Source organism: Devosia honganensis (assembly GCF_042648785.1).
In the GTDB taxonomy this organism is placed as follows: Bacteria; Pseudomonadota; Alphaproteobacteria; order Rhizobiales; family Devosiaceae; genus Devosia; species Devosia honganensis.
In genome coordinates, this window is record NZ_JBHRYD010000001.1 from 1,067,404 (window position 1) to 1,089,035 (window position 21,632).

General features: G+C 67.8%; 23 protein-coding genes. 17 read left to right on the forward strand and 6 right to left on the reverse strand.

What is annotated here, in order from left to right:
- Positions 1–159: 159 nt before the first annotated feature.
- Positions 160–2,913: an aconitate hydratase AcnA gene (gene acnA, locus ACFOOL_RS05095; protein ID WP_380095471.1), complete on the reverse strand. Its 2,754-nt coding sequence runs from the start codon at positions 2,911–2,913 to the stop codon at positions 160–162.
- 154 nt (positions 2,914–3,067) lie between these two features.
- On the opposite strand from acnA, the gene ccmA reads away from it, so the two are divergent.
- The 6 genes from ccmA to ACFOOL_RS05125 all read left to right on the forward strand — a co-directional run bounded on the left by ccmA (position 3,068) and on the right by ACFOOL_RS05125 (position 6,025).
- A complete protein-coding gene (ccmA, locus tag ACFOOL_RS05100) occupies positions 3,068–3,694 on the forward strand; it encodes a heme ABC exporter ATP-binding protein CcmA (protein ID WP_380095473.1) in 627 nt (208 codons plus the stop codon).
- Complete coding sequence (ccmB, locus tag ACFOOL_RS05105) at positions 3,691–4,356, forward strand: heme exporter protein CcmB (protein WP_380095475.1); 666 nt, start codon at positions 3,691–3,693, stop codon at positions 4,354–4,356. The genes ccmA and ccmB overlap by 4 nt, the downstream gene beginning before the upstream one ends.
- 9 nt (positions 4,357–4,365) lie before the next feature.
- A complete protein-coding gene (ccmC, locus tag ACFOOL_RS05110) occupies positions 4,366–5,127 on the forward strand; it encodes a heme ABC transporter permease CcmC (RefSeq protein WP_380095477.1) in 762 nt (253 codons plus the stop codon).
- A complete protein-coding gene (gene ccmD / locus ACFOOL_RS05115) occupies positions 5,124–5,273 on the forward strand; it encodes a heme exporter protein CcmD (RefSeq protein ID WP_380095479.1) in 150 nt (49 codons plus the stop codon). The genes ccmC and ccmD overlap by 4 nt, the downstream gene beginning before the upstream one ends.
- Positions 5,273–5,806, forward strand: coding sequence for a DsbE family thiol:disulfide interchange protein (locus ACFOOL_RS05120; RefSeq protein ID WP_380095480.1), 534 nt, complete (start codon positions 5,273–5,275; stop codon positions 5,804–5,806). Before ccmD ends, ACFOOL_RS05120 begins: the two co-directional genes overlap by 1 nt.
- 75 nt (positions 5,807–5,881) lie before the next feature.
- Positions 5,882–6,025 carry a Flp family type IVb pilin gene (locus ACFOOL_RS05125; RefSeq protein WP_380095482.1) on the forward strand — a complete coding sequence of 48 codons (144 nt, stop codon included), beginning with the start codon at positions 5,882–5,884 and terminating at the stop codon, positions 6,023–6,025.
- A 395-nt stretch (positions 6,026–6,420) separates the two neighbouring features.
- Here ACFOOL_RS05125 and ACFOOL_RS05130 read toward each other — a convergent pair whose 3' ends face one another.
- Positions 6,421–6,630 (reverse strand): DUF1674 domain-containing protein, encoded by a 210-nt coding sequence (locus tag ACFOOL_RS05130; RefSeq protein WP_380095484.1) that lies wholly within the window; start codon positions 6,628–6,630, stop codon positions 6,421–6,423.
- Positions 6,631–6,729: 99 nt separating this feature from the next.
- Here ACFOOL_RS05130 and htpX point away from each other — a divergent pair, with 99 nt between their 5' ends.
- The 7 genes from htpX (at position 6,730) to ACFOOL_RS05165 (ending at position 15,923) form a co-directional block, all read left to right on the forward strand.
- Positions 6,730–7,707 (forward strand): zinc metalloprotease HtpX, encoded by a 978-nt coding sequence (htpX, locus tag ACFOOL_RS05135; protein WP_380095486.1) that lies wholly within the window; start codon positions 6,730–6,732, stop codon positions 7,705–7,707.
- Between the two features lie 48 nt (positions 7,708–7,755).
- The gene (locus ACFOOL_RS05140; RefSeq protein WP_380095488.1) at positions 7,756–9,057 is read left to right on the forward strand and encodes an RsmB/NOP family class I SAM-dependent RNA methyltransferase; all 1,302 of its coding nucleotides are present in this window, start codon (positions 7,756–7,758) and stop codon (positions 9,055–9,057) included.
- Positions 9,058–9,165: 108 nt separating this feature from the next.
- A complete protein-coding gene (locus ACFOOL_RS05145; protein WP_380095490.1) occupies positions 9,166–10,782 on the forward strand; it encodes a heparinase II/III family protein in 1,617 nt (538 codons plus the stop codon).
- A 117-nt stretch (positions 10,783–10,899) separates the two neighbouring features.
- Positions 10,900–12,483, forward strand: coding sequence for a bifunctional phosphoribosylaminoimidazolecarboxamide formyltransferase/IMP cyclohydrolase (gene purH, locus ACFOOL_RS05150; protein ID WP_380095492.1), 1,584 nt, complete (start codon positions 10,900–10,902; stop codon positions 12,481–12,483).
- A gap of 137 nt (positions 12,484–12,620) precedes the next feature.
- Positions 12,621–13,982: a lipopolysaccharide biosynthesis protein gene (locus tag ACFOOL_RS05155; protein WP_380095494.1), complete on the forward strand. Its 1,362-nt coding sequence runs from the start codon at positions 12,621–12,623 to the stop codon at positions 13,980–13,982.
- A gap of 106 nt (positions 13,983–14,088) precedes the next feature.
- Positions 14,089–15,495 carry a 3-isopropylmalate dehydratase large subunit gene (leuC, locus tag ACFOOL_RS05160; protein ID WP_380095495.1) on the forward strand — a complete coding sequence of 469 codons (1,407 nt, stop codon included), beginning with the start codon at positions 14,089–14,091 and terminating at the stop codon, positions 15,493–15,495.
- Between the two features lie 53 nt (positions 15,496–15,548).
- Positions 15,549–15,923: a metallopeptidase family protein gene (locus ACFOOL_RS05165; protein WP_380095923.1), complete on the forward strand. Its 375-nt coding sequence runs from the start codon at positions 15,549–15,551 to the stop codon at positions 15,921–15,923.
- A 106-nt stretch (positions 15,924–16,029) separates the two neighbouring features.
- On the opposite strand, the gene ACFOOL_RS05170 is transcribed toward ACFOOL_RS05165, so the two are convergent.
- Positions 16,030–16,329 (reverse strand): hypothetical protein, encoded by a 300-nt coding sequence (locus tag ACFOOL_RS05170; protein ID WP_380095497.1) that lies wholly within the window; start codon positions 16,327–16,329, stop codon positions 16,030–16,032.
- A gap of 163 nt (positions 16,330–16,492) precedes the next feature.
- Here ACFOOL_RS05170 and rimM point away from each other — a divergent pair, with 163 nt between their 5' ends.
- The 4 genes from rimM to ACFOOL_RS05190 all read left to right on the forward strand — a co-directional run bounded on the left by rimM (position 16,493) and on the right by ACFOOL_RS05190 (position 19,413).
- On the forward strand, positions 16,493–17,029 hold the full coding sequence (gene rimM, locus ACFOOL_RS05175; RefSeq protein ID WP_380095499.1) for a ribosome maturation factor RimM: 537 nt from the start codon (positions 16,493–16,495) through the stop codon (positions 17,027–17,029).
- Positions 17,026–17,721, forward strand: coding sequence for a tRNA (guanosine(37)-N1)-methyltransferase TrmD (gene trmD, locus ACFOOL_RS05180; protein ID WP_380095501.1), 696 nt, complete (start codon positions 17,026–17,028; stop codon positions 17,719–17,721). The genes rimM and trmD overlap by 4 nt, the downstream gene beginning before the upstream one ends.
- A gap of 186 nt (positions 17,722–17,907) precedes the next feature.
- Positions 17,908–18,462, forward strand: coding sequence for a 50S ribosomal protein L19 (rplS, locus tag ACFOOL_RS05185; protein WP_380095503.1), 555 nt, complete (start codon positions 17,908–17,910; stop codon positions 18,460–18,462).
- 138 nt (positions 18,463–18,600) lie between these two features.
- Positions 18,601–19,413, forward strand: coding sequence for an exodeoxyribonuclease III (locus tag ACFOOL_RS05190; protein WP_380095505.1), 813 nt, complete (start codon positions 18,601–18,603; stop codon positions 19,411–19,413).
- Between the two features lie 10 nt (positions 19,414–19,423).
- On the opposite strand, the gene ACFOOL_RS05195 is transcribed toward ACFOOL_RS05190, so the two are convergent.
- The 3 genes from ACFOOL_RS05195 to ACFOOL_RS05205 all read right to left on the reverse strand — a co-directional run bounded on the left by ACFOOL_RS05195 (position 19,424) and on the right by ACFOOL_RS05205 (position 21,516).
- Positions 19,424–19,876, reverse strand: coding sequence for a Crp/Fnr family transcriptional regulator (locus ACFOOL_RS05195; RefSeq protein WP_380095507.1), 453 nt, complete (start codon positions 19,874–19,876; stop codon positions 19,424–19,426).
- A 119-nt stretch (positions 19,877–19,995) separates the two neighbouring features.
- Complete coding sequence (locus tag ACFOOL_RS05200; protein WP_380095509.1) at positions 19,996–20,679, reverse strand: response regulator transcription factor; 684 nt, start codon at positions 20,677–20,679, stop codon at positions 19,996–19,998.
- A gap of 150 nt (positions 20,680–20,829) precedes the next feature.
- Entirely contained in the window at positions 20,830–21,516 is a 687-nt protein-coding gene (locus ACFOOL_RS05205) for a YggS family pyridoxal phosphate-dependent enzyme (protein ID WP_380095511.1), read from the reverse strand.
- Between the last annotated feature and the right edge of the window lie 116 nt (positions 21,517–21,632).

Consider the following 21,632-nt stretch of genomic DNA (forward strand, 5'->3'; position numbering starts at 1 on the left):
CATGGCGATCCCCGTGAGAAAAAATGGCGGCCCCCCGGGACCGCCATTCTCGAGCCCGGAGCGCCGAACGATCCGATAAAATCGGATCGAGCGCTCCATGCCGTTTATGATCGCATCGGATCGGTCCGGAAACCGCTGCGCACTTTCCGGTCCGATGCTCTATGCCGCCACCAGGCTGCGCAGCACGTAGTGCAGGATGCCGCCGCTCTTGAAATAGTCGAGCTCGTTGGCGGTATCGATGCGGCAGCGGGTCTCGATCTCGAGCGCCTCGCCATTGGCGCGGGTGATCTTCACCTTGACCATGGCGCGCGGCTCGATCTCGGCCACCCCGGCGATATCGACGGTTTCCGAGCCGTCGAGCCCGAGGCTCTGCCAGCTCTCGCCCTCCTTGAACTGCAGCGGGATGACGCCCATGCCCACCAGGTTGGAGCGGTGGATGCGCTCGAAGCTCTGGGCGATGACCGCCTTGATGCCGAGCAGATTGGTGCCCTTGGCCGCCCAGTCGCGCGAGGAGCCGGTGCCATATTCCTTGCCCGCGAACACCACCAGCGGCGTGCCCTGGGCCTGATAGGCCATGGCCGCGTCGTAGATCGGCATCTGCCCGCCGGAGGGGCCCCTGGTGAAGCCGCCCTCGACCCCGTCCAGCATCATGTTCTTGATGCGGATATTGGCGAAGGTGCCGCGCATCATCACCTCGTGATTGCCGCGGCGGGCGCCGTAGGAATTGAAGTCCCGCGGGGCCACCTGGCGCTCGGTGAGATACTGGCCCGCCGGCGTCGCGGCCTTGAACGAGCCGGCCGGGGAGATGTGGTCGGTGGTGATGGAATCGAGGAACAGCGCCAGCACCCGCGCGCCCTCCACATCGGCCACCGGCTTGGGCTCCATGGTCAGGTCGTCGAAATAGGGCGGGTTCTGCACATAGGTGGACGCGGAATTCCAGCCATAGGTCTGGCCGCCCTCCACGGCGATGGCCTGCCAGTGCTCGTCGCCCTTGAACACGTCCGAATAGCGCGAGCGGAACATCTCGGCATTGACATGCTCGCGCACGATCTCGGCGATCTCGTGATTGGTGGGCCAGATGTCCTTGAGATAGACCGGCTTGCCGTCCCGGTCCGTGCCCAGGGGCTCGGTGGTGACGTCGACATGGAGCGAGCCGGCCAGCGCATAGGCCACCACCAGCGGCGGGGAGGCCAGATAGTTGGCGCGCACGTCCGGATTGACCCGTCCCTCGAAATTGCGGTTGCCCGAGAGCACCGAGCAGGCCACCAGCTGGTTCTCGTTGATGCAGTCGGAAATGGCCTGCGGCAGCGGGCCGGAATTGCCGATGCAGGTGGTGCAGCCATAGCCGACGAGATTGAAGCCGATGGCGTCCAGATCGTCCTGCAGCCCTGCGGCGGTGAGATAATCGGTCACCACCTGCGAGCCGGGCGCCAGCGAGGTCTTGACCCAGGGCTTGCGGTTGAGCCCCAGCGCCCGCGCCTTGCGGGCGACGAGCCCGGCCGCGACCAGCACCGAGGGATTGGAGGTATTGGTGCACGAGGTGATGGCGGCGATCACCACATGGCCGTCCTCGAGCCCGAAGCTCTCGCCCTTGACCGGGAAGGCGGCCTCCTCGGGAATGTCGTCGACGCCGGTGGCGCCTTCGTCGACGAAGCGCGATTCCTGCTTGTCTTCCGGCAGGCGGGTGCGCTCGATGCGGCCGCCGGACAATTCGGGCAGCACCTGGGCGAAGGCGGATGCGGCGTCCTTGAGCGCCACGCGGTCCTGCGGGCGCTTGGGCCCGGACATGGAGGGCACGACGGTGGAAAGGTCCAGCTCCAGCGTGTCGGTGAACACCGGATCGGGCGTCTCGGCGGTGCGGAACATGCCCTGGGCCTTGGAATAGGCCTCCACCAGCGCCACGCGCTCGGGATCGCGCCCGGTGGTGGCCAGATATTTGAGCGTATCGGCATCGACCGGGAAGAAGCCGCAGGTGGCGCCGTATTCGGGCGCCATATTGGCGATGGTGGCCTGATCCTCGAGGCTGAGATAGTCGAGGCCCGGCCCGAAGAATTCGACAAACTTGCCCACCACGCCCTTCTTGCGCAGCATTTCGGTGACGGTGAGCACCAGGTCGGTGGCGGTGATGCCCTCGTTGATCCGGCCGGTCAGCTTGAAGCCGACGACCTCGGGGATGAGCATGGTGATGGGCTGGCCCAGCATGGCCGCCTCGGCCTCGATGCCGCCCACGCCCCAGCCCAGCACCGCCAGGCCATTGACCATGGTGGTGTGCGAATCGGTGCCCACCAGCGTGTCGGGATAGGCGACGGTCTCGCCGTTTTCGTCCTTGGTCCACACCGTCTGGGCCAGATATTCCAGGTTCACCTGGTGGCAGATGCCGGTGCCGGGGGGCACGACGCGGAAATTGTCGAAGGCCGACTGGCCCCAGCGCAGGAATTCATAGCGCTCGCCATTGCGCTCATATTCGAGCTCGACATTCTGCGCGAAGGACAGCGGCGTGCCGAAGCTGTCCACCATCACCGAATGGTCGATGACCAGATCCACCGGCACCAGCGGGTTGATCTTCTGCGGATCGGCGCCCAGCCTAGCGGTGGCGTCGCGCATGGCGGCCAGGTCCACCACCGCCGGCACGCCGGTGAAATCCTGCATCAGCACCCGCGCCGGGCGGTACTGGATCTCATATTCGGAGGTGCGGGTCTTGAGCCATTCGGCGATGGCCAGGATATCCTGCTTCTTGACGGTGCGGTCGTCCTCGAAGCGCAGCAGGTTCTCCAGCACCACCTTCATCGAGCCGGGCAGCCGGGAAATGCCGGGAAGGCCGTTCTTTTCCGCCTCGGCGATGGAATAATAGGTATAGGTCCGGTCGCCGACGGTGAGGGTCGACTTGGATTTGAAGCTGTCTATCGAGGTCATGATGATCCGCCCTTCTTGCTGCTGACGCGGTTTCCGGGCAGATGGGGCCGAGCGAAAGAGCCGCGATTTCTGGAATGACTCCAATCTCAATGACTTATAGTCAATTGCCCGGGCCCTTGCCAGTCATGCCTTGGGTTCAATACGAGATGGGGCCATGACGCAACGGCAAGTCTTTCCACGGCTTTTCCTCAGAACCTCGGACCTCGCCTGCGGGCGGGGCGGCATGGTGCTGGCCCGAAACCTCGCCCTCGCGGTGGCGCCGGGCACGGGCCTGCTGCTGCGCGGCCCCAACGGGGCCGGCAAGTCCACCCTGCTGCTCACCCTGGCCGGCCTGCTGCCGCCGCTGGCCGGCACGATCGAGATCGAGGGCCACGACCCCGAAGCGGGGAAAATCCTCCACCATTGCGGGCACCGCAACGCCGTCCGCGCCCGGCTGGGCGTGGCCGAGACGCTGAAATTCTGGGCCGCCATCAACGGCGCCACGGGCATGCCGGCCGGGGCGGCGCTGGAGCGCGTCGGGCTGGGCCGGCTCGCCCGGCTCGACGCCGCCTATCTCTCGGCCGGCCAGCAGCGGCGCCTGGCGCTGGCGCGGCTGCTGGTGTCGCGCCGCCCGCTCTGGCTGCTGGACGAGCCCAGCGCCGCGCTCGATGCCGAGGGACAGGCGCTGCTCGGCAGTCTGCTGGAGGAGCATTTCGCCGCGGGCGGGCTGGCTGTGATCGCCACCCACGACGCCATCGCCGCCGATGGACTGGCCACTCTCACCCTGGGGGGCGCGGCATGAGCGGCTTTCGCAGCGTCCTGAGGCGGGAATTGCGCCTCGCCCTTGCCGGGGGCAGCGACATGCTGACCCTGGTGCTGTTCTTCGTCATCGTAGGCGCCATCGTGCCCTTCGCGGTGGGGCCGGACCGGCAATTGCTGGCGCGCATCGCCCCCGGCATCGTCTGGATCGCCGCCTTCCTCTCGATGCTGCTGGGGCTGGACCGGCTGTTCCGGCCCGACCGCGAGGACGGCACGCTGACCCTCTACCGGCTGGCCGAATTGCCGCTTGCCGCCGCCATTGCCGCAAAAGTGATCGCCCACTGGCTGACCGCCGCCCTGCCGCTCATCCTCGCCTCGCCCTTCCTCGCCATGATCCTGGCCATGGACGAGCCGACCTTCTGGCGCACCCTGGCCTCGCTGGCGCTGGGCACCCCGGCGCTGGCCGCCTTCGGCACGTTCGGCGCGGCGGTAACCGCGGCCACGCGGCGCGGCGGGCTGCTAGCGCCCATCCTCATCGCCCCGCTCTCTGTGCCCGTGCTGATCTTCGGGGTCGGGGCCATTTCGCCGCTGGGCGGACCCGACCAGGCCGCTGCCGCCATGCTGTTTCTTGCGGCACTCAGTCTCATGGCGCTGGCGCTCTCTCCCTTTGCGTCCGCGCTTGCGATAGGCTGGGGGGAAGAGTAGAGCCCCGCTATGACCATCGAGACCACACCCAAAATGAGCTGGTGGAACCGGCTGGCCCATCCCGGGCAGTTCATGGCCTGGACGCGCCCGCTGATCTGGCCCCTGGCCATCCTGACCCTGGCGCTGTTCCTGGCCGGCCTGTGGTTCGCCTTCTTCGCCTCTCCGGCGGACTACCAGATGGGCGACACGGTGCGCATCATGTATGTGCACGTCCCCACCGCCTGGCTGGGGCAGTTCATCTACGCCACCATGGCCGTTTCGGCGCTGGGCACGCTGGTCTGGCGCCATCCCCTGGCCGACGTCTCGATGAAGGCCGCCGCCCCCATGGGCGCCGCCTTCACCGCCATGGCGCTGTTCACCGGCTCGATGTGGGGGCGGCCCACCTGGGGCACGTTCTGGGAATGGGACGGGCGCATGACCTCGACCCTGATCCTGCTGTTCATCTATCTGGGGATCGTGGCGCTGTGGCGCGCCTTCGACGACCAGTTGCGCGCCGCCCGGGTGGTGGCCGCCTTCACCCTGGTGGGCGCCATCAACGTGCCCATCATCAAGTTCTCGGTGGACTGGTGGTCGACGCTGCACCAGCCGGCCAGCGTCTTCACCCCCGAGGGGCCGAAAATGCCCTTCTCGATCCTGCTGCCGCTGTTCCTGATGTTCTTCGCCTTCACCTTCCTGTTCGCCACGCTGCAACTGGTGGCCATGCATACCGAGATCCGCCGCCGAAGGGTGATGACGCTGGAGCGCCGCGCGGCGCGGGGGGACGCCCGATGATCGAGCTGGGGCAGCACGCCGCCTTCATCGTCCTGGCCTATGCCGGCGTCTTCCTGGGCGTCGCCGCCCTGGTCCTGTGGACCGTGTTCGACGGCCGCCGCACCAGCGCCCGGCTCGAGGCCCTCTCCGATCCCAAAAGCCGCTGATGCGTTACGCCTTCTTCGCCCTGCCGCTCATCGCCCTCGTGGCCCTGGTCGCGGTCTTCGCCTTCACCATCGACCGCGATTCGAGCCTGGTGCGCTCGGTGCTGATCGACAAGCCGGCGCCGCGCTTCGCCCTGGCCCCGGTCGAGGGGCTGGACGTGCCCGGCTTCGAGACCGCGACGCTGGCCGGCGAGCCCACCGTGGTCAACGTCTTCGCCAGCTGGTGCATCCCCTGCCGCGACGAGCATCCCCTGCTCGAGGCCCTCAAGGCCGATAGCGGGGTGCGCCTGTTCGGCATCAATCATTCCGACGCGCCGGAAAACGCCCGGGCATTCCTGGCCGAGCTGGGCAATCCCTATGACGCGGTGGGCGCCGACCGCGACCGGCGCGTCTCCATCGACTGGGGGGTCTATGGCGTGCCCGAAACCTTCCTCGTCGATGCGGAAGGCGTGATCGTCTACAAGCATGTGGGGCCATTGACCCCGCGCGCCATCGTCGAGGAATTGCTGCCGGCCATCGAAAAGGCACGAAGCTGACCCATTCACCTGGCGTTCAGATTCTTTTTGGCAGGGTGCGGCCCAGTTCTTCCGTCCCCCAACCAGGTTTGGTCCATGCTGCGTCGCCTCGTGAATTTCGTCCGGAACCAGCAGGGGGTCACCCCGGTCGAATACGCGCTGATCGCGGCCATCATCACCGTGGCGACCACCTTCGCCGTCTCGGCGGCGGGCTACAACATCACCGACATTCTGGGGTAGCGGCGTTCCCTTATCCGTGAAGCTGGCTCCTTCGCTTCCCTCCCCCTTGAGGGGGAGTGTTTACTTTGGACGCTTCTGGTTCGATCGTTATTGCCCACACCAACGCTGTGCTGCCCTCGGGCTCGACCCGAGGGCCGGCCTGGGAGCCCCGAAACCCGAGTTTCTTGCACGTGGACAGAGGCCCTCGGGTCAAGCCCGAGGGAAGCCCGGTGTGGGGGATAAATTGTGCCAGCAGCCCATTGTAAACACTCCCCCCTCGAGGGGAGGGGGTTCCGCTCCATTGATATTCTCGATGAATCAAGCGGACTCCCGGATATTCCCCAACCCCCGCCCTCGATCCCTCCCCTCAAGGGGGAGGGAGGCGAAGGGGCTGATCCGCCTGACAGTGAAAGGCGCTAGAAATCGCTGGTCAGGCCCTTGATTTCCCAGTCGCCGTAACGGCCCGGCTCGAGCCCGCCGCGGCCGCCTTTTTCGGGGGGCGCATCGGCGGTGGCCGCATCGATGGCGGCGCGGCGCGCCTCGGCTTCGGCCAGCGCCCGCCGGGCGGCCGGCGACAGCTTTCCAGATACCCCGGTCCCGGGCTGGCCCGCATCGTTCTCGTTCATCTTTCCGCCCCGATATTACAATTGAGTCATCCATGCTTGCGCGGAACCGCGCCACGCACAACATAGTTGCTGGAAAGATCCAACCCAAGGGGTTCGCGCATGTTCAACACCCTCCGCACCTTCGTCCTGCTCGCCGGGATGACGGCCCTGTTCATGGCGGTGGGCTATTTCATCGGCGGCACCGGCGGCATGATCGTCGCGCTGATCTTCGCCGCGGCGACCAATCTGTTCGCCTATTGGAACTCGGACAAGCTGGTGCTGCGCATGCAGAACGCGGTGCCGGTCGAGCGCTCGCGCGCCCCCGAACTGCACGACATGGTGGACGTGCTGTCCCGGCGCGCCGGCATCCCCACTCCGGCCGTCTATGTGATCGAGACCGACCAGCCCAATGCCTTCGCCACCGGCCGCGACCCGGCCAATGCCGCCGTGGCGGTGTCCTCGGGCCTGCTGCGCCAGCTCGACACCCGCGAGGTGGCCGGCGTGGTGGCGCACGAGCTGGCCCATATCAAGAACCGCGACACGCTGACCATGACCATCACCGCGACGCTGGCCGGCGCCATTTCGGCGCTGGCGCAGTTCGGCCTGTTCTTCGGCGGCGGCAATAATCGCGACAACCCCCTGGGCGGCATCGGCGCGCTGCTGATGGTGTTCCTCGCGCCCGTCGCCGCCATGATCGTGCAGATGGCGGTTAGCCGGACGCGCGAATACGAAGCCGACAAGGACGGCGCGACGATCTCGGGCGACCCGCTGGCCCTCGCCTCGGCGCTGGCCAAGATCGCCAATGGCGCCGGAAGGCAGGTCAACATGGCCGCCGAGCGCAATCCGGCCATGGCGCATATGTATATCGTCAATCCGCTCAGCGGCGCGCGCATGGACAATCTGTTTTCCACCCATCCCGACACCGGCAACCGCATCGAGGCGCTGCGCAGGCTTGCGGCCGAGATGCGCCTGGACGATAAGGAGCCCGCGCCGCGCCCCGGCCCCCGCGCTCCCGTTGGCGCCTCCCGCAATGGCGGCGGCTGGCGCGTGCCCAGCGCCGGTCGCGGCGATGGCGGGGCCAGCGGCCCCTGGGGATAGCAACGGCCCTACCCCGTTTCGGGACGGGCGGGCAGCAGGGTTGACGACGTGACGCAACGCACCGAACCGGCGGGACTGAAGCTCCGCCTCGCCGCCGCCCGGCGGCTCAAGGCCGTGCTGGGCGGCGAGCATTTTTCGCCCCTGGGACCGGAAGACCTGGCCGATGGCCGCGACCGGGCCCTGGCCAACCGCCTCATCACCACCGCCCTGCGGCGCCACGGCCAGATCGACGCCATGCTGGCCGAACTGCTCGACAAGGGCCTGCCGCCGCGCTCGGGCAGTTTCGAGGCCCTGCTGCGCCTGTCGCTGGCGCAATTGGTGTTCCTGCCCGATCTGGGCGCCCACAGCGCCCTCTTCCTCGCCGTCGAGGCGACCAAGCGCGACGGCAAGGCCCGGCACCTGGCGGGGCTGATGAACGCGGTGCTGCGCCGGGCGCAGGCCGGCTCCGCCCGCTACGGCACCCTGGACGAGGCGCTGCTGCTGCCGGCCCGGTTCCGCCGGAGCTGGGGCGAGGCCTATGGCGAGGCCGCGCTGCAGGGCTTTGCCGAAGCCCTTCTCGCCGGCGCGCCGCTCGACCTGACGCTGCGCGACGACGGGGACGATCTCGCGGCGGTGCTGGACGCCGAACCGCTCATCGCCGACAGCGTGCGGCTGGAACGGCGCGACCGCCCGGTGGACGCCCTGCCTTTCTACGCCGAGGGCCGCTGGTGGGTGCAGGATGTCGCCGCCGCCCTGCCCGCCCGCTTCATGGAGCTGCCCGCCGGCAGCGCCGTGCTCGACCTGTGCGCCGCCCCGGGCGGCAAGACCGCGCAATTGCTCAAGGCCGGCTACCGGGTAACCGCGCTCGACAACGATGCGCGCCGGCTCGAGCGGCTGCGCGCCAATATGGACCGGCTGGGCTACCGGCCCGACATCGTCGAGGCCGATGCCGGCAATTTCGCCCCCGCCACCCTGTTCGACGGGGTGCTGCTCGACGCGCCCTGCTCGGCCACCGGCACTTTCCGCCGCCATCCCGAAGTGCTCTGGCATCGATCCGCCGAGGACATTGCCGGCCGGGTGCAGCTACAGCGGACGCTGCTGGCCAATGCGCTGCGCTGTCTTGCGGTAGGCGGCACGCTGATCTACTGCGTCTGTTCGCTGGAGCCGGAGGAAGGCGAGGCGCAGGCGGACTGGGCCCTGCATGCCCTGCCCGGGCTCGAACGCCTGCCCATCGCCCCGGAGGCGCTGCCCGGGCTCGATGGGGCGGTGACCCGGGAAGGTTACGTCCGCACCCACCCTTCCATGCGGCTGGGCCGGGGAAATGCGGGGATGGACGGGTTCTTCGTGGCGCGATTCCGGCGAACGGGTTAAGGGCTTGGCCAGCAAGCCGCATGGCGCGGCGCCAATGAGGATCCAACCGGTGAGAGCGAGCATGATCGGCAGGCAAGCCGCCCTCCCGCCAGAAGGGAGGGACGGATCGTGAGCGCGGGGCTGACGCGGACGGGCCGCCGGCTGGCGCTCGGCCTTGCCGATTCGCTCGTGACCATGCCGCTGCTGCGCTGGACCTGGCGCGGCCAGGCCGACCACGCCTTTGCCGGCGACCTGCCCGATTTCCGCCCCGCCGACCGCGAAGCGGTGCGCGAGATGATGCAGGGGCGCTACCTGCTGGCCTCAAAACTGTTCGAGACCGGCGGCGCCTCCCCCTTTTCCCTCGATGTCGACCATCCCGACTGGTGGAACAATCTGCACAGCTTTTCCTGGCTGCGGCATTTCCGCGACTGCCGCGATCCGGGCGAAAGGCTCTTCGCCCGTACCCTGGTGCTCGACTGGATCGGCCGCGAGGGCCAGTTCGAGGCCGATAGCTGGACGCTGACGCTGACCGCCCAGCGCGTGCTCAACTGGCTGCGGCACCTGACGCTGCTGCTCGATGGCGCCACCCCCGAGCAGACCCGCACCATCCAGCGCAGCCTCGGCGCCCAGGTGCAGAGCCTCAGGGTGCGCGGCACGCTGGCCGCCGATCCGGTGGAGACGCTGTTCGCCGCCATCGGGCTGCTGGGCGCCGAATTGTGCGATATCGGCGACGTGCCCGAAATCGACCCTTACGTGGCCCGGCTCGACGCAGTCCTCGCCCGCCAGCTCGACGGCGAGGGGCTGCACCTGTCGCGCAATCCGAAGCTGCAACTGGCGCTGCTGGTGGAGCTGGCGAGCCTCAGGCGCGCCCTGGGCCGGCACGGCAGCCCCGTCGCCGCCGAACTGGCCAACCGCATCGACCGCATGCACGAGGCGCTCGACGCGCTGACGCTGTCGAGCGGCGAACCGGTCTATTTCAACGGCTGCGGACAATTGCCCCACGACGTGCTGGTGGCGGTGCAGGCCAATGGCCCGGGCGCGACGCGGCGCTCGCGCCTGCTGGGCGGCTATGGCGTGCTGCGGGCCGGCGAAACCGTGGTGATCGCCGATTGCGGCCTGCCCCCGCCCCCGGGGCTCGACGGCGAGGCCCATGCCGGCGCGCTCGCCTTCGAATTCGCCCATGGCAACGAGCTCATCGTGGGCAGTTGCGGGCCGGCCCCCTCCGACCTCGTCTCCGGGCGCGAGCTTTTCCGCCAGGGCATCGCCCATTCGGCACCCACGCTCGACGACGAGGACATGACGGCGCGCAGCGGGCGCGCAGGCGCGCCGATCCCGCCCATGACCCTCGACACGGCCGAGCACATGCTGGCCATGACCAGCGCCGGCTATGCCCCCCGCTTCGGCGCCGAGATCGAGCGGCGGCTGACCCTGCTCGCGGACGGCACCACCCTGGTGGGACAGGACCGCATCCTCGCCCGCGGCGCGCCGCGCGGGCAGCTCGCCATCCGCTTCCATCTGGGGCCGGGCATCGCCGTGCGCCGCGCCGGCAGCGAGGGCATGGCGCGGCTGGTCCTGCCCAATGGCACGGTGTGGAGCTTTCTGTGGGAAGGCGCGCAGTTCCACGAGGAGGACAGCGTGCGCCAATCGGCCTATCTCGGCTTCCACCGCACGCGGCAACTGGTGCTCGAAGCGGCGGCCGAGGCGGGCCGGGAAGTGGCCTGGATCTTCACGCTCGAGCAGCCATAGGCCCCTGCATCGATCATCACAACCCTGCGCCGGCGCGGCAAAGCGATTGGCCTGGGGCCCGCTTCGTGCTAGCGAGCGCTCGCATTTCCTCCTTCACTCCACGGCGAGACGCGAATTATGGGCAAGACGGTTAAGGTCGGGCGGGCACTGCTTTCGGTTTTCGACAAATCGGGCATGGCGGAGTTCGCCGCCGGGCTCGCCGGGGCAGGGGTGGAGCTGGTCTCGACCGGCGGCACCCATCGGCTGATCCGCGAGGCGGGCCTTGCCGTGCGCGAGATTTCCGAGCTCACCGGCTTTCCCGAAATGATGGACGGGCGCGTCAAGACCCTGCATCCCAAGGTGCATGGCGGGCTGCTGTCGGTGCGCGACAACCAAGAGCATCAGGCGGCGATGGACGCGCATGGGATCGGCCCCATCGATCTGGTGGCGGTCAATCTCTACCCGTTCGAAAAGACCGTGGCCTCGGGCGCCTCCTATGAACAGATCATCGAGAACATCGATATCGGCGGCCCGGCCATGGTGCGCTCCGCCGCCAAGAACCACGCCTTCGTCACCGTGGTGGTCGACCCGGCCGACTATCCCGCCATTCTCGAGGCCGTCCGCGATGGCGGCATCCCCTTCGAATTACGCCAGCGGCTCGCCGCCAAGGCCTATGCCCGCACCGCCGCCTATGACAGCGCCATCGCCTCCTGGTTCGCGGGGGAAATCGGCTTCGAGGACGTGAGCTGGCGCAGCTTCGCCGGCACGCTGAGCGAAGTGATGCGCTATGGCGAGAACCCGCATCAATGGGCCGCCTTCTACAAGACCGGCGATGCCCGTCCCGGCGTCGCCACCGCCACGCAGGTGCAGGGCAAGACGCTCTCCTACAACAATATCAACGATACCGACGCCGCCTTCGAGCTGGTGTGCGAATTCGACCCGGAAGCCGCCGCAGCCGTCGCCATCATCAAGCACGCCAATCCCTGCGGCGTCGCCGTGGCCGCCGATTTGGCCACCGCCTATCGCAAGGCGCTGCGCACCGATCCGGTCTCGGCCTTTGGCGGCATCGTCGCCACCAATCGCGAGATCGACGCCGAGACCGCCGCCGAAATCGTCAAGGTGTTCACCGAGGTGATCGTCGCGCCGGCCGCGACGCCCGAAGCGCAGGCGATCATCGCCGCCAAGAAGAATCTGCGCCTGCTGCTGACCGGCGGCGTCGCCGACCCCAAGGAAAGCGGGCTGACGGTGAAATCGGTGGCGGGGGGGCTCCTGGTCCAGGGCCGCGACAACCGCAATGTCGACGATTGCGAATTGAAGGTGGTCACGAGGCGCCAGCCCACCGAGCGGGAGCTGGTGGACCTCAAGCTCGCCGCCAAGGTGGCCAAGCACGTCAAGTCCAACGCCATCGTCTATGTGAAGGACGGCGCCACCGCCGGCATCGGCGCCGGGCAGATGAGCCGGGTGGATTCGGCCCGCGTCGCCCACCGCAAGTCGATCGACGCCGCCGAGGCGGCCGGGATCGAGGGGGCGCTGACCCAGGGCTCGGTCGTCGCCTCGGATGCCTTCTTCCCCTTTGCCGACGGGCTCGAGGCGCTGGTCGCGGCCGGGGCCACGGCGGTGATCCAGCCGGGCGGCTCCATGCGCGACGACGAGGTGATCGCCGCCGCCGACGCCGCCGGCATCGCCATGGTGATGACCGGGATGCGCCATTTCCGCCATTGAGGAGCGGGAACGACACCTTACCGAAATATAATGTTTCCCGCACCGTTCCGGTAAGGGCTTCTTGAGACCGTCATGAGAGGATGACCGGTGATGCGCGGTTGCGCGCGGACGAGGGAAACGGAGAGCCGTAACCAGGCATGCCCAGACGGCTCATCATTCCAGGCGATCTCAGCGCCCTGTTGCGCACCGGGCTCTGGCGCTCCTTCGGCTCGCTCGGCATCAAGGTGGCGACGGCCGGGCTCACCTATCTCACCTATGTGGTGCTCTCGCGCACCCAGACCCCCGACGAATACGGCCATTTCGCCTTCGGCCTGGCGCTGGCGACGATCCTGGCCATATTGGCGGGGGCCGGCCAGCCCCTGGCGGTGCTGCGCCTCTGGTCGGAACGGCGCGGCAAGGGCGACGAGGCGGGGGCGCGCCATGCCATCGCCGCCGGATCGGGCGTCACCATCGGCGCCAGCCTCGCGGTGGCGGCGCTGCTGTGCCTGCTGGCCTTCGCCGCCCGGCCCTTTCTCCCCGCCGGCGAGACGGTCAGCCATTTCTATGCCGCCGCCATCATCGTTCTGCCCCTGGCGCTGGCCGAGTACAATTCCTCGGCCCTGCGCGCCCAGGGCTCGCTGTGGACGGCGCTGCTGCCGCGCGACATTGGCTGGCGCCTGGCGCTGCCGGTGCTGGTGCTGCTGCTGTTCGCCGCCGGCATCGTGCTCAGCGGCCCCGACGCGCTGGTGCTGGCGGCCGCCCTGCTGCTGGGCGCGCTGGCGCTGCAGATGTGGACGGCCATGCGGCGGGGCTATGCCATCCTGCCCGAAATCGCTCCGATGCGGGCGCATTGGCACCGCTGGGGCGGGCTCAGCCGCTGGCTGCTGCTGGGCGCGCTGATCGAGACCGTTGCGCTCAATGCCGACGTGATCCTGGTGGGGCTGATGCTCGACCTCGAAAGCTCGGGGCTGTATTTCAACGCCTTCCGCACCGCCGGGCTGATGACGCTGTTCACCTTCGCCATCGAACTGGTGATCGCGCCCATGGTGGCCGAACACTATCACGCCGGCAATATGCGCCAGGCCCAGGCGGTGGTGGCGCTGTGCTCCTGGGCCGGCTTCATCTTCTCGCTCGCCGTCTTCGCCCTGTTCGCCGGCTTCGGCGACGCCGTGCTGGGGCTTTTCGGCCCCGACTATGCCGGGGGCTGGCTGGTGCTGGTGCTGCTCTCCTTCGGCCTGTTGTTCGACGCGGCGACCGGCCCCTCCAAGATCGTGATGATGATGACCGGGCACGAGCGGCCCTATGTGGTGATTTTCGGCATCACCATGGGCCTCGGGCTGCTGGTCCAGATCGCGGCCATCCCGTTTTTCGGCGTAGTGGGCGCCGCCGCCGTCAATATGACGGCCCGCATCCTCGCCCAGATCGGCATCGCGCTGTGGTGCCGGCAGCGGATCGGCCTCGATACCAGCCTTTTCGGCGTCCTTTCCATCCGCCCTCCGCGCGCGGCCGAAAGCGGCTAGGCCCGCCTCCGGCAACCGTACCCGAGAGTACGGTTGTGCTTGACCACCGCCCCGGCTTGGGATTAGAACCGCTCAAAAGTTTCATTCCTGCCCCTGGAAGATGAAGATGACCAAGGCCCGCACGCTCTACGACAAGATCTGGGACGACCATCTGGTCCAGAACAACGAGGACGGCACGAGCCTGCTCTATATCGACCGGCATCTGGTGCACGAGGTCACCAGCCCCCAGGCCTTCGAGGGCCTGCGCATGAACGGCCGCACGGTGCGCCATCCCGAGCGCACCCTGGCCGTGGTCGACCACAACGTGCCCACCACCGACCGCTCCCTGCCCAATCCGGACCCCGAGAGCGCCACCCAGATCGCGGCGCTGGCCGAGAACACCAGCGAATTCGGCATCGAATATTACGACGCCTTCGACAAGCGCCAGGGCATCGTGCACATCGTCGGCCCCGAACAGGGCTTCACCCTGCCCGGCATGACCATCGTATGCGGCGACAGCCATACCTCCACCCACGGCGCCTTCGGCGCCCTGGCGCACGGCATCGGCACCTCGGAAGTCGAGCATGTGCTGGCCACCCAGACGCTGATCCAGCAAAAGGCCAAGAACATGCTGGTGCGCGTCGACGGGCAATTGCCCCCCGGGGTCACCGCCAAGGACATCATCCTCGCCATCATCGGGGAAACCGGCACCGCCGGCGGCAACGGCCATGTGATCGAGTTCGCCGGCGAGGCCATCCGCTCGCTCTCGATGGAAGGCCGCATGACGGTGTGCAACATGACCATCGAGGGGGGCGCCCGCGCCGGCCTCATCGCCCCGGACGAAAAGACCTTCGCCTATGTGAAGGGCCGCCCGCGCGCCCCCAAGGGCGCCGCCTGGGACATGGCGCTCGACTATTGGAAGACGCTCTATTCGGACGAGGGCGCCCATTTCGACAAGGTCGTGGTGCTCGATGCGGCCAATCTGCCGCCCATCGTCTCCTGGGGCTCCTCGCCCGAGGACGTGGTCTCGATCCAGGGCGCGGTGCCCGATCCCTACGCCATCGCCGACGAGACCAAGCGCGCCTCCAAATGGCGGGCCCTGGACTATATGGGCCTCAAGCCCGGCACCAAGATGACCGACATCAAGCTCGACCGCGTCTTCATCGGCTCGTGCACCAATGGCCGCATCGAGGATTTGCGCGCCGCCGCCGCCATGATCGGCGACCGCAAGATCGCCTCCCACATCTCGGCCATGGTGGTGCCGGGCTCCGGCCTGGTCAAGGAACAGGCCGAGCAGGAGGGGCTCGACGCCATCTTCAAGAATGCCGGCTTCGAATGGCGCGAGCCGGGCTGCTCGATGTGCCTGGCCATGAACCCGGACAAGCTCAAGCCCGAGGAGCGCTGCGCCTCGACCTCGAACCGCAATTTCGAGGGCCGCCAGGGTTTCAAGGGTCGGACCCATCTGGTCTCGCCCGCCATGGCCGCCGCCGCCGCCATCGCCGGCCATTTCGTCGATATTCGCGAGTGGAAGTGACCGGCGCCTCCTGGTCGGGACTCTACGCCCCGACGCTCGACGACTTCGAGACCATGGCCTCGAAGGCCCTGGCCGAGCTGCCCGAGCCGTTCAAGTCGCTGGCCGCCGAGGTCACCTGCTCGGTGGCCGAGTTCGCCGAGGACGACGTGCTCGAGGGTTTCGGCATGGACAGCCCCTTCGAATTGATGGGGCTGTTTTCCGGCATCGGCATGACCGAGGACGGCGCCGTGCCCCAGACCGGGCAATTGCCCAACACCGTCTTCCTCTATCGCCGCGCCATTCTCGACTATTGGGCCGAGCACGACGACAACACGCTGGGCGAGGTCATCACCCATGTGCTGATCCACGAATTGGGCCATCATTTCGGCTTCTCGGACGAGGAGATGGAAGCCATCGAGGCCGCGGCGGAGGCCGAGGAGCGCGACTGAGCGATTAGAGCGGCGTGCGTTCCATCGAGCGCAGACTGCCGCTCCAGCTCCTTGTCTGCGCATCGGATGTGCTGAAAACCGCGAATACGCTTTTCGGTCCGACGCTCTAATCGCGGTCGATAAAGCTGTATTCGGCCTCGTTGCCGCCCGCGGGGTCGTCCGAGACCATCAGCGCCAGGCGGCCGTTTTCGAGCGCCACGAACCATTCCTCCCAGCTCACCAGCTGAAAGCCATCGATCCGGTCCGGCCCCTCATTGCCATCGGCATTGAGCGCGTCCTGCCCGAAGGCGAGCTGCAATATGGTGCGCGAGCGGCTGCCGTCGGGCACCTCCATCAGGACGGGATTGCCGCCCCTTGCCGCGGCCCATTGGCGGATCTCCTGGCGATCGGTGAGTATGCGGGACATTATTGCCTCCATGCTGGCCCTGCTTGAGAAAGCGGCGAAGCCATGCAAGGTTCCGTGCCGGAAAACCGCGGCGCGCCCCGCATGGAGCGGCTGCGGCGCAACCGGCCTATTTGCGCTTCCCCCATGGCCTGCTATGGAGCGCGGGAACACCGGGCGAGACGAGATGGCTGACCAGACCAACCGCATCCTGCTGGGCAAGATCGGCGCCGCGCACGGCATCAGGGGCGAGGTGCGGCTCGTCTCCCACACCCAGGACCCCACCGCCATCGCCGCCTATGGGCCGCTGGAGACCGACCGCCCCGGCCTCGTCATCACCATCGCCGCGGCCCGGCGCAGCAAGAACGTACTGATCGCCCGGCTCGCGGGCATCAGCGACCGCAACGCCGCCGAAGCGCTCAACGGCGTCTCGCTCTATATCGACCGCGACCGGCTGCCCGCCATCGAGGACGAGGACGATTTCTACCATGCCGACCTGATCGGGCTCGATGCGCGGCTCGAAAGCGGCGTCAGCATCGGGCAGGTGATCGCCGTGCCCAATTACGGCGCCGGGGACCTGATCGAGATCCGCGACCCGCGCTCCGGCGACACCTTCCTCTTGCCCTTCACCCGGGCAGTGGTGCCGGCCGTCCATATCGAGGAGGGCTATCTGGTCATCGTGCCGCCGCTCGAGACCGAGCCCGGCGGGGAAGAGCGCAATTGAGCTTTTCCGCCGACATCGTCACCCTGTTTCCCGAGCTGTTTCCCGGCCCGCTGGGCGCTTCGGTGCTGGGGCGCGGGCTCGAGGCGGGATTGTGGCGGCTGCGGACCACGCAATTGCGCGATTTCGCCCCTGATCGCCACCGCACCGTGGACGACACCCCCTCGGGGGGCGGCGCCGGCATGGTGCTCAAGCCCGACGTGCTGGCCCGGGCCATCGACGCCGTGTCGCCCCGGAACGATCCGCGCCCGCGCCTGCTGATGTCGCCGCGCGGCCGCAGGCTGACCCAGGCCCGCGCCCATGAGCTGGCCGAAGGCCCCGGCGCGGTGATCGTCTGCGGCCGTTTCGAGGGGGTGGACCAGCGGGTGATCGAGGCGCGCGGGCTCGAGGAGATTTCCATCGGCGATTATGTGCTGGCCGGCGGCGAGGTGGCCGCCATGGTGCTGCTGGAAGCGGTGGTGCGCCTGATCCCCGGCGTGCTGGGGGCGCCCGAGAGCCGGCGCGAGGAAAGCTTCGAGGCGGGCCTGCTGGAATATCCGCATTATACCCGGCCCCAGAGCTTCGAGGGGCGCGCCATCCCCGACGTGCTGATTTCGGGCGACCACGGCCGCATCGCCCGCTGGCGGCACGAGCAGTCGCTGGCGCTGACCCGCGAGCGGCGGCCCGATCTCCTGCCCGACGATCCTTCCCCCTAACGGCCGGAAACACTGGACTCCCGCGCGGTTTTCGCCTATGAGCCGCGCAGTTGCGCGTCCGGCGTTCGGACCGGCGCCGCGTCAAGAACAAGAAGACTGCCCTCCGTTACCAACCAAGACCGGGCGACGGGGCCCAGATGGCCCGTAAGAGTCGCTCCAGCGAAAAGATCAGAACGGATCGAAATCATGAGCAATATCATTCAGCAGCTCGAAGCCGAGCAGCTCGCCGACCTTGCCGCCCAGCGCGAAATCCCCCAGTTCAGCCATGGCGATACCGTCAAGGTCTGGGTCAAGATCCGCGAAGGCGAAAAGGAACGCCTGCAGGCCTATGAAGGCGTGGTGATCGCCCGCTCCGGCGGCGGCATCCAGGAAAACTTCACCGTCCGCAAGATTTCCTATGGCGAGGGCGTGGAACGCGTATTCCCGATCTACTCGCCCAATATCGCCTCGATCGAGGTGATCAAGCGCGGCAAGGTGCGGCGCGCCAAGCTCTATTACCTGCGCGACCGCCGCGGCAAGTCGGCCCGTATCTTCGAATCGACCAATGCCCGCACCCGCAAGATCGAGGCCGGCGAGCGCGAAGCCGCCCAGGCCGCCCGCGAGGCGCGCGAAGCCGAAAAGATCGCTGCCGCCGAGGCCTTCGCCGCCGAACAGGCCGCCAAGGACGCCGAAGCCGCCGCTGCTGCTGCCGCAGCCGAGCAGGAGGCCGCCGCCGCCGAGACCGAGGCCAAGAGCGAATAGTCCGGCCCCCTTTGCGCGCCATATCGAAGCCCGGCCATCGCGCCGGGCTTTTTCATGGCCCGTCAGTTCCGGCTTTACCCCCGCCGCCCGCTTGGCGATAACAGGGGCAAGCCCCATCCGCCATCTCCTCCGGAAGCCATGACCCAGTCCATCGTCACCTGGAACATCAACTCGATTCGCCTGCGCCTGCCCATGGTGCTGGATTTCCTCGCCCAATACCGGCCGGACGTGCTGATGCTGCAGGAAATCAAGTGCACCAACGACCAGTTTCCGCGCAATGCCTTCATCGAGGCCGGCTATCCGCACATGGCCGTGCACGGGCAAAAAGGCTATCACGGCGTCGCCATCGTCTCGAAATTCCCCCTCACCGACATTTCGAGCCGCGTCTTCTGCGAAATCCCCGAATCGCGCCACGTCTCGGCGCTGACCGATCTGGGCCACGGCCCCTTCACTCTGCACAATTTCTACATTCCCGCCGGCGGCGACGAGCCCGACCCGCTGGTCAACCCGAAATTCAAGCATAAGCTGGGCTTTCTCGAAGAGCTCAGGACCTGGTTCGCCGAGCCGGTCTTCCAGCGCGCCCAGCTCATCGCCGGCGACTTCAACATCGCCCCGCACGAAAACGACGTCTGGAGCCACAGGCAGCTGCTCAAGGTGGTCAGCCACACGCCCGTCGAGACCGAGGCGCTCAATGCCCTGCTGACGGGAGGCCATGGCTGGGTCGACCTGGTGCGCAAGCACGTGCCCTATGACCAGAAGCTCTATAGCTGGTGGAGCTATCGCGGCCTCAACTGGGAGAAATCGGACCGGGGCCGGCGCCTGGACCATATCTGGTCCACCGCCGACATCGCCGAGCGCTCCATCGGCGCCGAAATCATCAAGCCCGCCCGCGGCTGGACCGACAAACCGTCGGACCACGTGCCCGTCATCGCCCGTTTCGTGCGGCCCTGAGAGGGTCGCGCTACGCTCCGCGCAGGCGGCTGCGCAGCGGCTCGAGCGCGTGCATGTAGCGTCCCAGATTCTGCTCGATGCGCTGGGCGGCGCGCTGGGCCAGCTCGGGGGACTGGCGGGCCAGCTTGAGGAAGGCGGTGCGCGGCACGAAGAGCAGGTCGCAATCGGTGACGGCGGTGAAGGTCACCGGACGGGGCTTGTCGAGGATCAGCGCGGTGGGGGAGAGCACGCTGCCCGGCTCGCTCAGCGCATAGGGCTTGCCCGCTTCGGCGCCTTCATGCCTGGCCCTGACCGTGCCCTCGATCAGCACATAGGCGCCGGGGGGGACCTCGCCGGCCTGGTAGATGACGGCGTCGGCGGGAAAATGCCGGCGGTCGCCGGCAAAGCCCAGCATGCGCAATTGCTCGTCGTCGCAGATGTCGAAGAAATCGGCCCGGGCCAGAACCCCGGCCGCATCGTCCATTCTCATGAGCCCCGGACCCGCATGCGGCTGCGCCACCCGCATGGCGCAGGCGGCATCGGCTGCAAGCTATAAGTCAGTTCGCCGCAGGAATGAACCGTTTTGTCCCGCTTGTCCCGGCTTCAGGGCACGAGGCGATAGCCGCCATCCTCGGTCACCAGCAGCCGCGCATTGGAGGGATCGCGCTCGATCTTCTGGCGCAGCCGGTAGATATGGGTCTCCAGCGTATGGGTGGTGACGCGGTTGTTGTAGCCCCAGACCTCCTTGAGCAGCACGTCGCGGGTGATGGTCCTGGGACCCTGCCGGTAGAGATATTTGAGGATCGAGGTTTCCTTGTCGGTCAGCCGCACCTTGATGCCGTCATTGGTCTCGAGCAGCTTGGCCGCCGGCTGGAAGCTGTACTGGCCGATGGTGAAGGTCGCATCCTCGCTCTGGTCGCGCTGGCGCAGCGCCGCCTGGATGCGGGCCAGCAGCACCGGATAGCGGAACGGCTTGGTCAGGTAGTCATTGGCGCCCGCTTCGAACCCCTTGATCTCGTCGGCGTCGGTGTCGTGGCCGGTCAGCATCAGCACCGGGCTCTTATAGCCCTCCTCGCGCATCAGCCTGACCGCCTCGCGCCCATCCATGTCGGGCAGGCCCACATCGAGGATGACCAGCTCGATATTCTGCTCGCGCACCGCCTTGAGCGCGTCATCCGCCGTCCCGGCCTGGAGAATGTCGAAATCAGGCTCGCCCTGGAGCTGCTCCACCAGGGTCTGGCGCAGGTCCGCGTCGTCGTCCACGACAAGGATGCGTCGCTTGTTCATTGTTTTCTCCGGTCTTTTTCGTCCCGACCGACCAAGGTCACATTATTGCGACCGGTTTTTGGCCGGTGAATCACATCGGCGTTATTTCTCCCGCGAGGAACGCGATCATCCGGTCAAAAGTTGCAAGCGGCAGCCGCCGATCCCGGTCGTTCAGCCCGATGGCGGACGCTGGCCGAACAGCGCCGAGCCGACCCGCACATGGGTGGCGCCCATGGCGATGGCGGTTTCGAAATCCCCGCTCATGCCCATGGAAAGGCTGTCGACGCCCGCCTCGCCCCCCAGCGTCGCGAGCAGGGCGAAATAGGGGCCCGGCGGCGCGCCCTCGGGCGGAATGCACATCAGCCCCGCAATATCGAGCCCGTGCTCCTGCCGGCAGCGGCGCACGAAATCCACCGTTTCGGCCACGGCGATTCCCGCCTTCTGCGCCTCACCGCCGATATTGACCTGGACGAAGCAGGGCAGCCGCTTTTCCGCCCGCGCCATTTCCCGGGCGAGGAGCGCCGCCAGCCGGTCGCGATCGACCGACTGGATCACGTCGAACAGCGCCACCGCGTCGCGCGCCTTGTTGGTCTGGAGCGGCCCGATCAGATGCAGGCTCAAATCGGGATAGGCCTCCCGCAGGGCGGGCCATTTCTCCCTGGCCTCCTGGACGCGGTTCTCCCCGAAGACCCGCTGGCCGGCTGCGAGGAACGGCGCGATGGCCCCGGCCGAAAAGGTCTTGGACACCGCCACCAGCTCCACCGCCGCGGGCGGGGCGCCGAAGCGGCGGCGGGCCTTTTCCATGCGGGAGCGGATATTGTCGAGCGCGCTTCGGGCGCTTGCGACGCTGTCGGCCATGAGGCGGCCCCGTTTCTGTTGACCTGATGGGGGATTTCTGATGATGGTCCGGTAGCCAAAATTCCCCGAAAACGCAAGCTGCGCCGCCCTTTGCGACAAGCCAGGCGTTACATCTG

Excerpts from the sequence above, each read along its gene's own strand:
- acnA (WP_380095471.1), bottom strand. The coding sequence starts at position 2,913 with ATGACCTCGATAGACAGCTTCAAATCCAAGTCGACCCTCACCGTCGGC.
- ccmA (WP_380095473.1), top strand. The coding sequence starts at position 3,068 with ATGACGCAACGGCAAGTCTTTCCACGGCTTTTCCTCAGAACCTCGGAC.
- ccmB (WP_380095475.1), top strand. The coding sequence starts at position 3,691 with ATGAGCGGCTTTCGCAGCGTCCTGAGGCGGGAATTGCGCCTCGCCCTT.
- ccmC (WP_380095477.1), top strand. The coding sequence starts at position 4,366 with ATGACCATCGAGACCACACCCAAAATGAGCTGGTGGAACCGGCTGGCC.
- ccmD (WP_380095479.1), top strand. The coding sequence starts at position 5,124 with ATGATCGAGCTGGGGCAGCACGCCGCCTTCATCGTCCTGGCCTATGCC.
- ACFOOL_RS05120 (WP_380095480.1), top strand. The coding sequence starts at position 5,273 with ATGCGTTACGCCTTCTTCGCCCTGCCGCTCATCGCCCTCGTGGCCCTG.
- ACFOOL_RS05125 (WP_380095482.1), top strand. The coding sequence starts at position 5,882 with ATGCTGCGTCGCCTCGTGAATTTCGTCCGGAACCAGCAGGGGGTCACC.
- ACFOOL_RS05130 (WP_380095484.1), bottom strand. The coding sequence starts at position 6,630 with ATGAACGAGAACGATGCGGGCCAGCCCGGGACCGGGGTATCTGGAAAG.
- htpX (WP_380095486.1), top strand. The coding sequence starts at position 6,730 with ATGTTCAACACCCTCCGCACCTTCGTCCTGCTCGCCGGGATGACGGCC.
- purH (WP_380095492.1), top strand. The coding sequence starts at position 10,900 with ATGGGCAAGACGGTTAAGGTCGGGCGGGCACTGCTTTCGGTTTTCGAC.
- ACFOOL_RS05155 (WP_380095494.1), top strand. The coding sequence starts at position 12,621 with ATGCCCAGACGGCTCATCATTCCAGGCGATCTCAGCGCCCTGTTGCGC.
- leuC (WP_380095495.1), top strand. The coding sequence starts at position 14,089 with ATGACCAAGGCCCGCACGCTCTACGACAAGATCTGGGACGACCATCTG.
- ACFOOL_RS05165 (WP_380095923.1), top strand. The coding sequence starts at position 15,549 with ATGGCCTCGAAGGCCCTGGCCGAGCTGCCCGAGCCGTTCAAGTCGCTG.
- ACFOOL_RS05170 (WP_380095497.1), bottom strand. The coding sequence starts at position 16,329 with ATGTCCCGCATACTCACCGATCGCCAGGAGATCCGCCAATGGGCCGCG.
- rimM (WP_380095499.1), top strand. The coding sequence starts at position 16,493 with ATGGCTGACCAGACCAACCGCATCCTGCTGGGCAAGATCGGCGCCGCG.
- rplS (WP_380095503.1), top strand. The coding sequence starts at position 17,908 with ATGAGCAATATCATTCAGCAGCTCGAAGCCGAGCAGCTCGCCGACCTT.
- ACFOOL_RS05190 (WP_380095505.1), top strand. The coding sequence starts at position 18,601 with ATGACCCAGTCCATCGTCACCTGGAACATCAACTCGATTCGCCTGCGC.
- ACFOOL_RS05195 (WP_380095507.1), bottom strand. The coding sequence starts at position 19,876 with ATGGACGATGCGGCCGGGGTTCTGGCCCGGGCCGATTTCTTCGACATC.
- ACFOOL_RS05200 (WP_380095509.1), bottom strand. The coding sequence starts at position 20,679 with ATGAACAAGCGACGCATCCTTGTCGTGGACGACGACGCGGACCTGCGC.
- ACFOOL_RS05205 (WP_380095511.1), bottom strand. The coding sequence starts at position 21,516 with ATGGCCGACAGCGTCGCAAGCGCCCGAAGCGCGCTCGACAATATCCGC.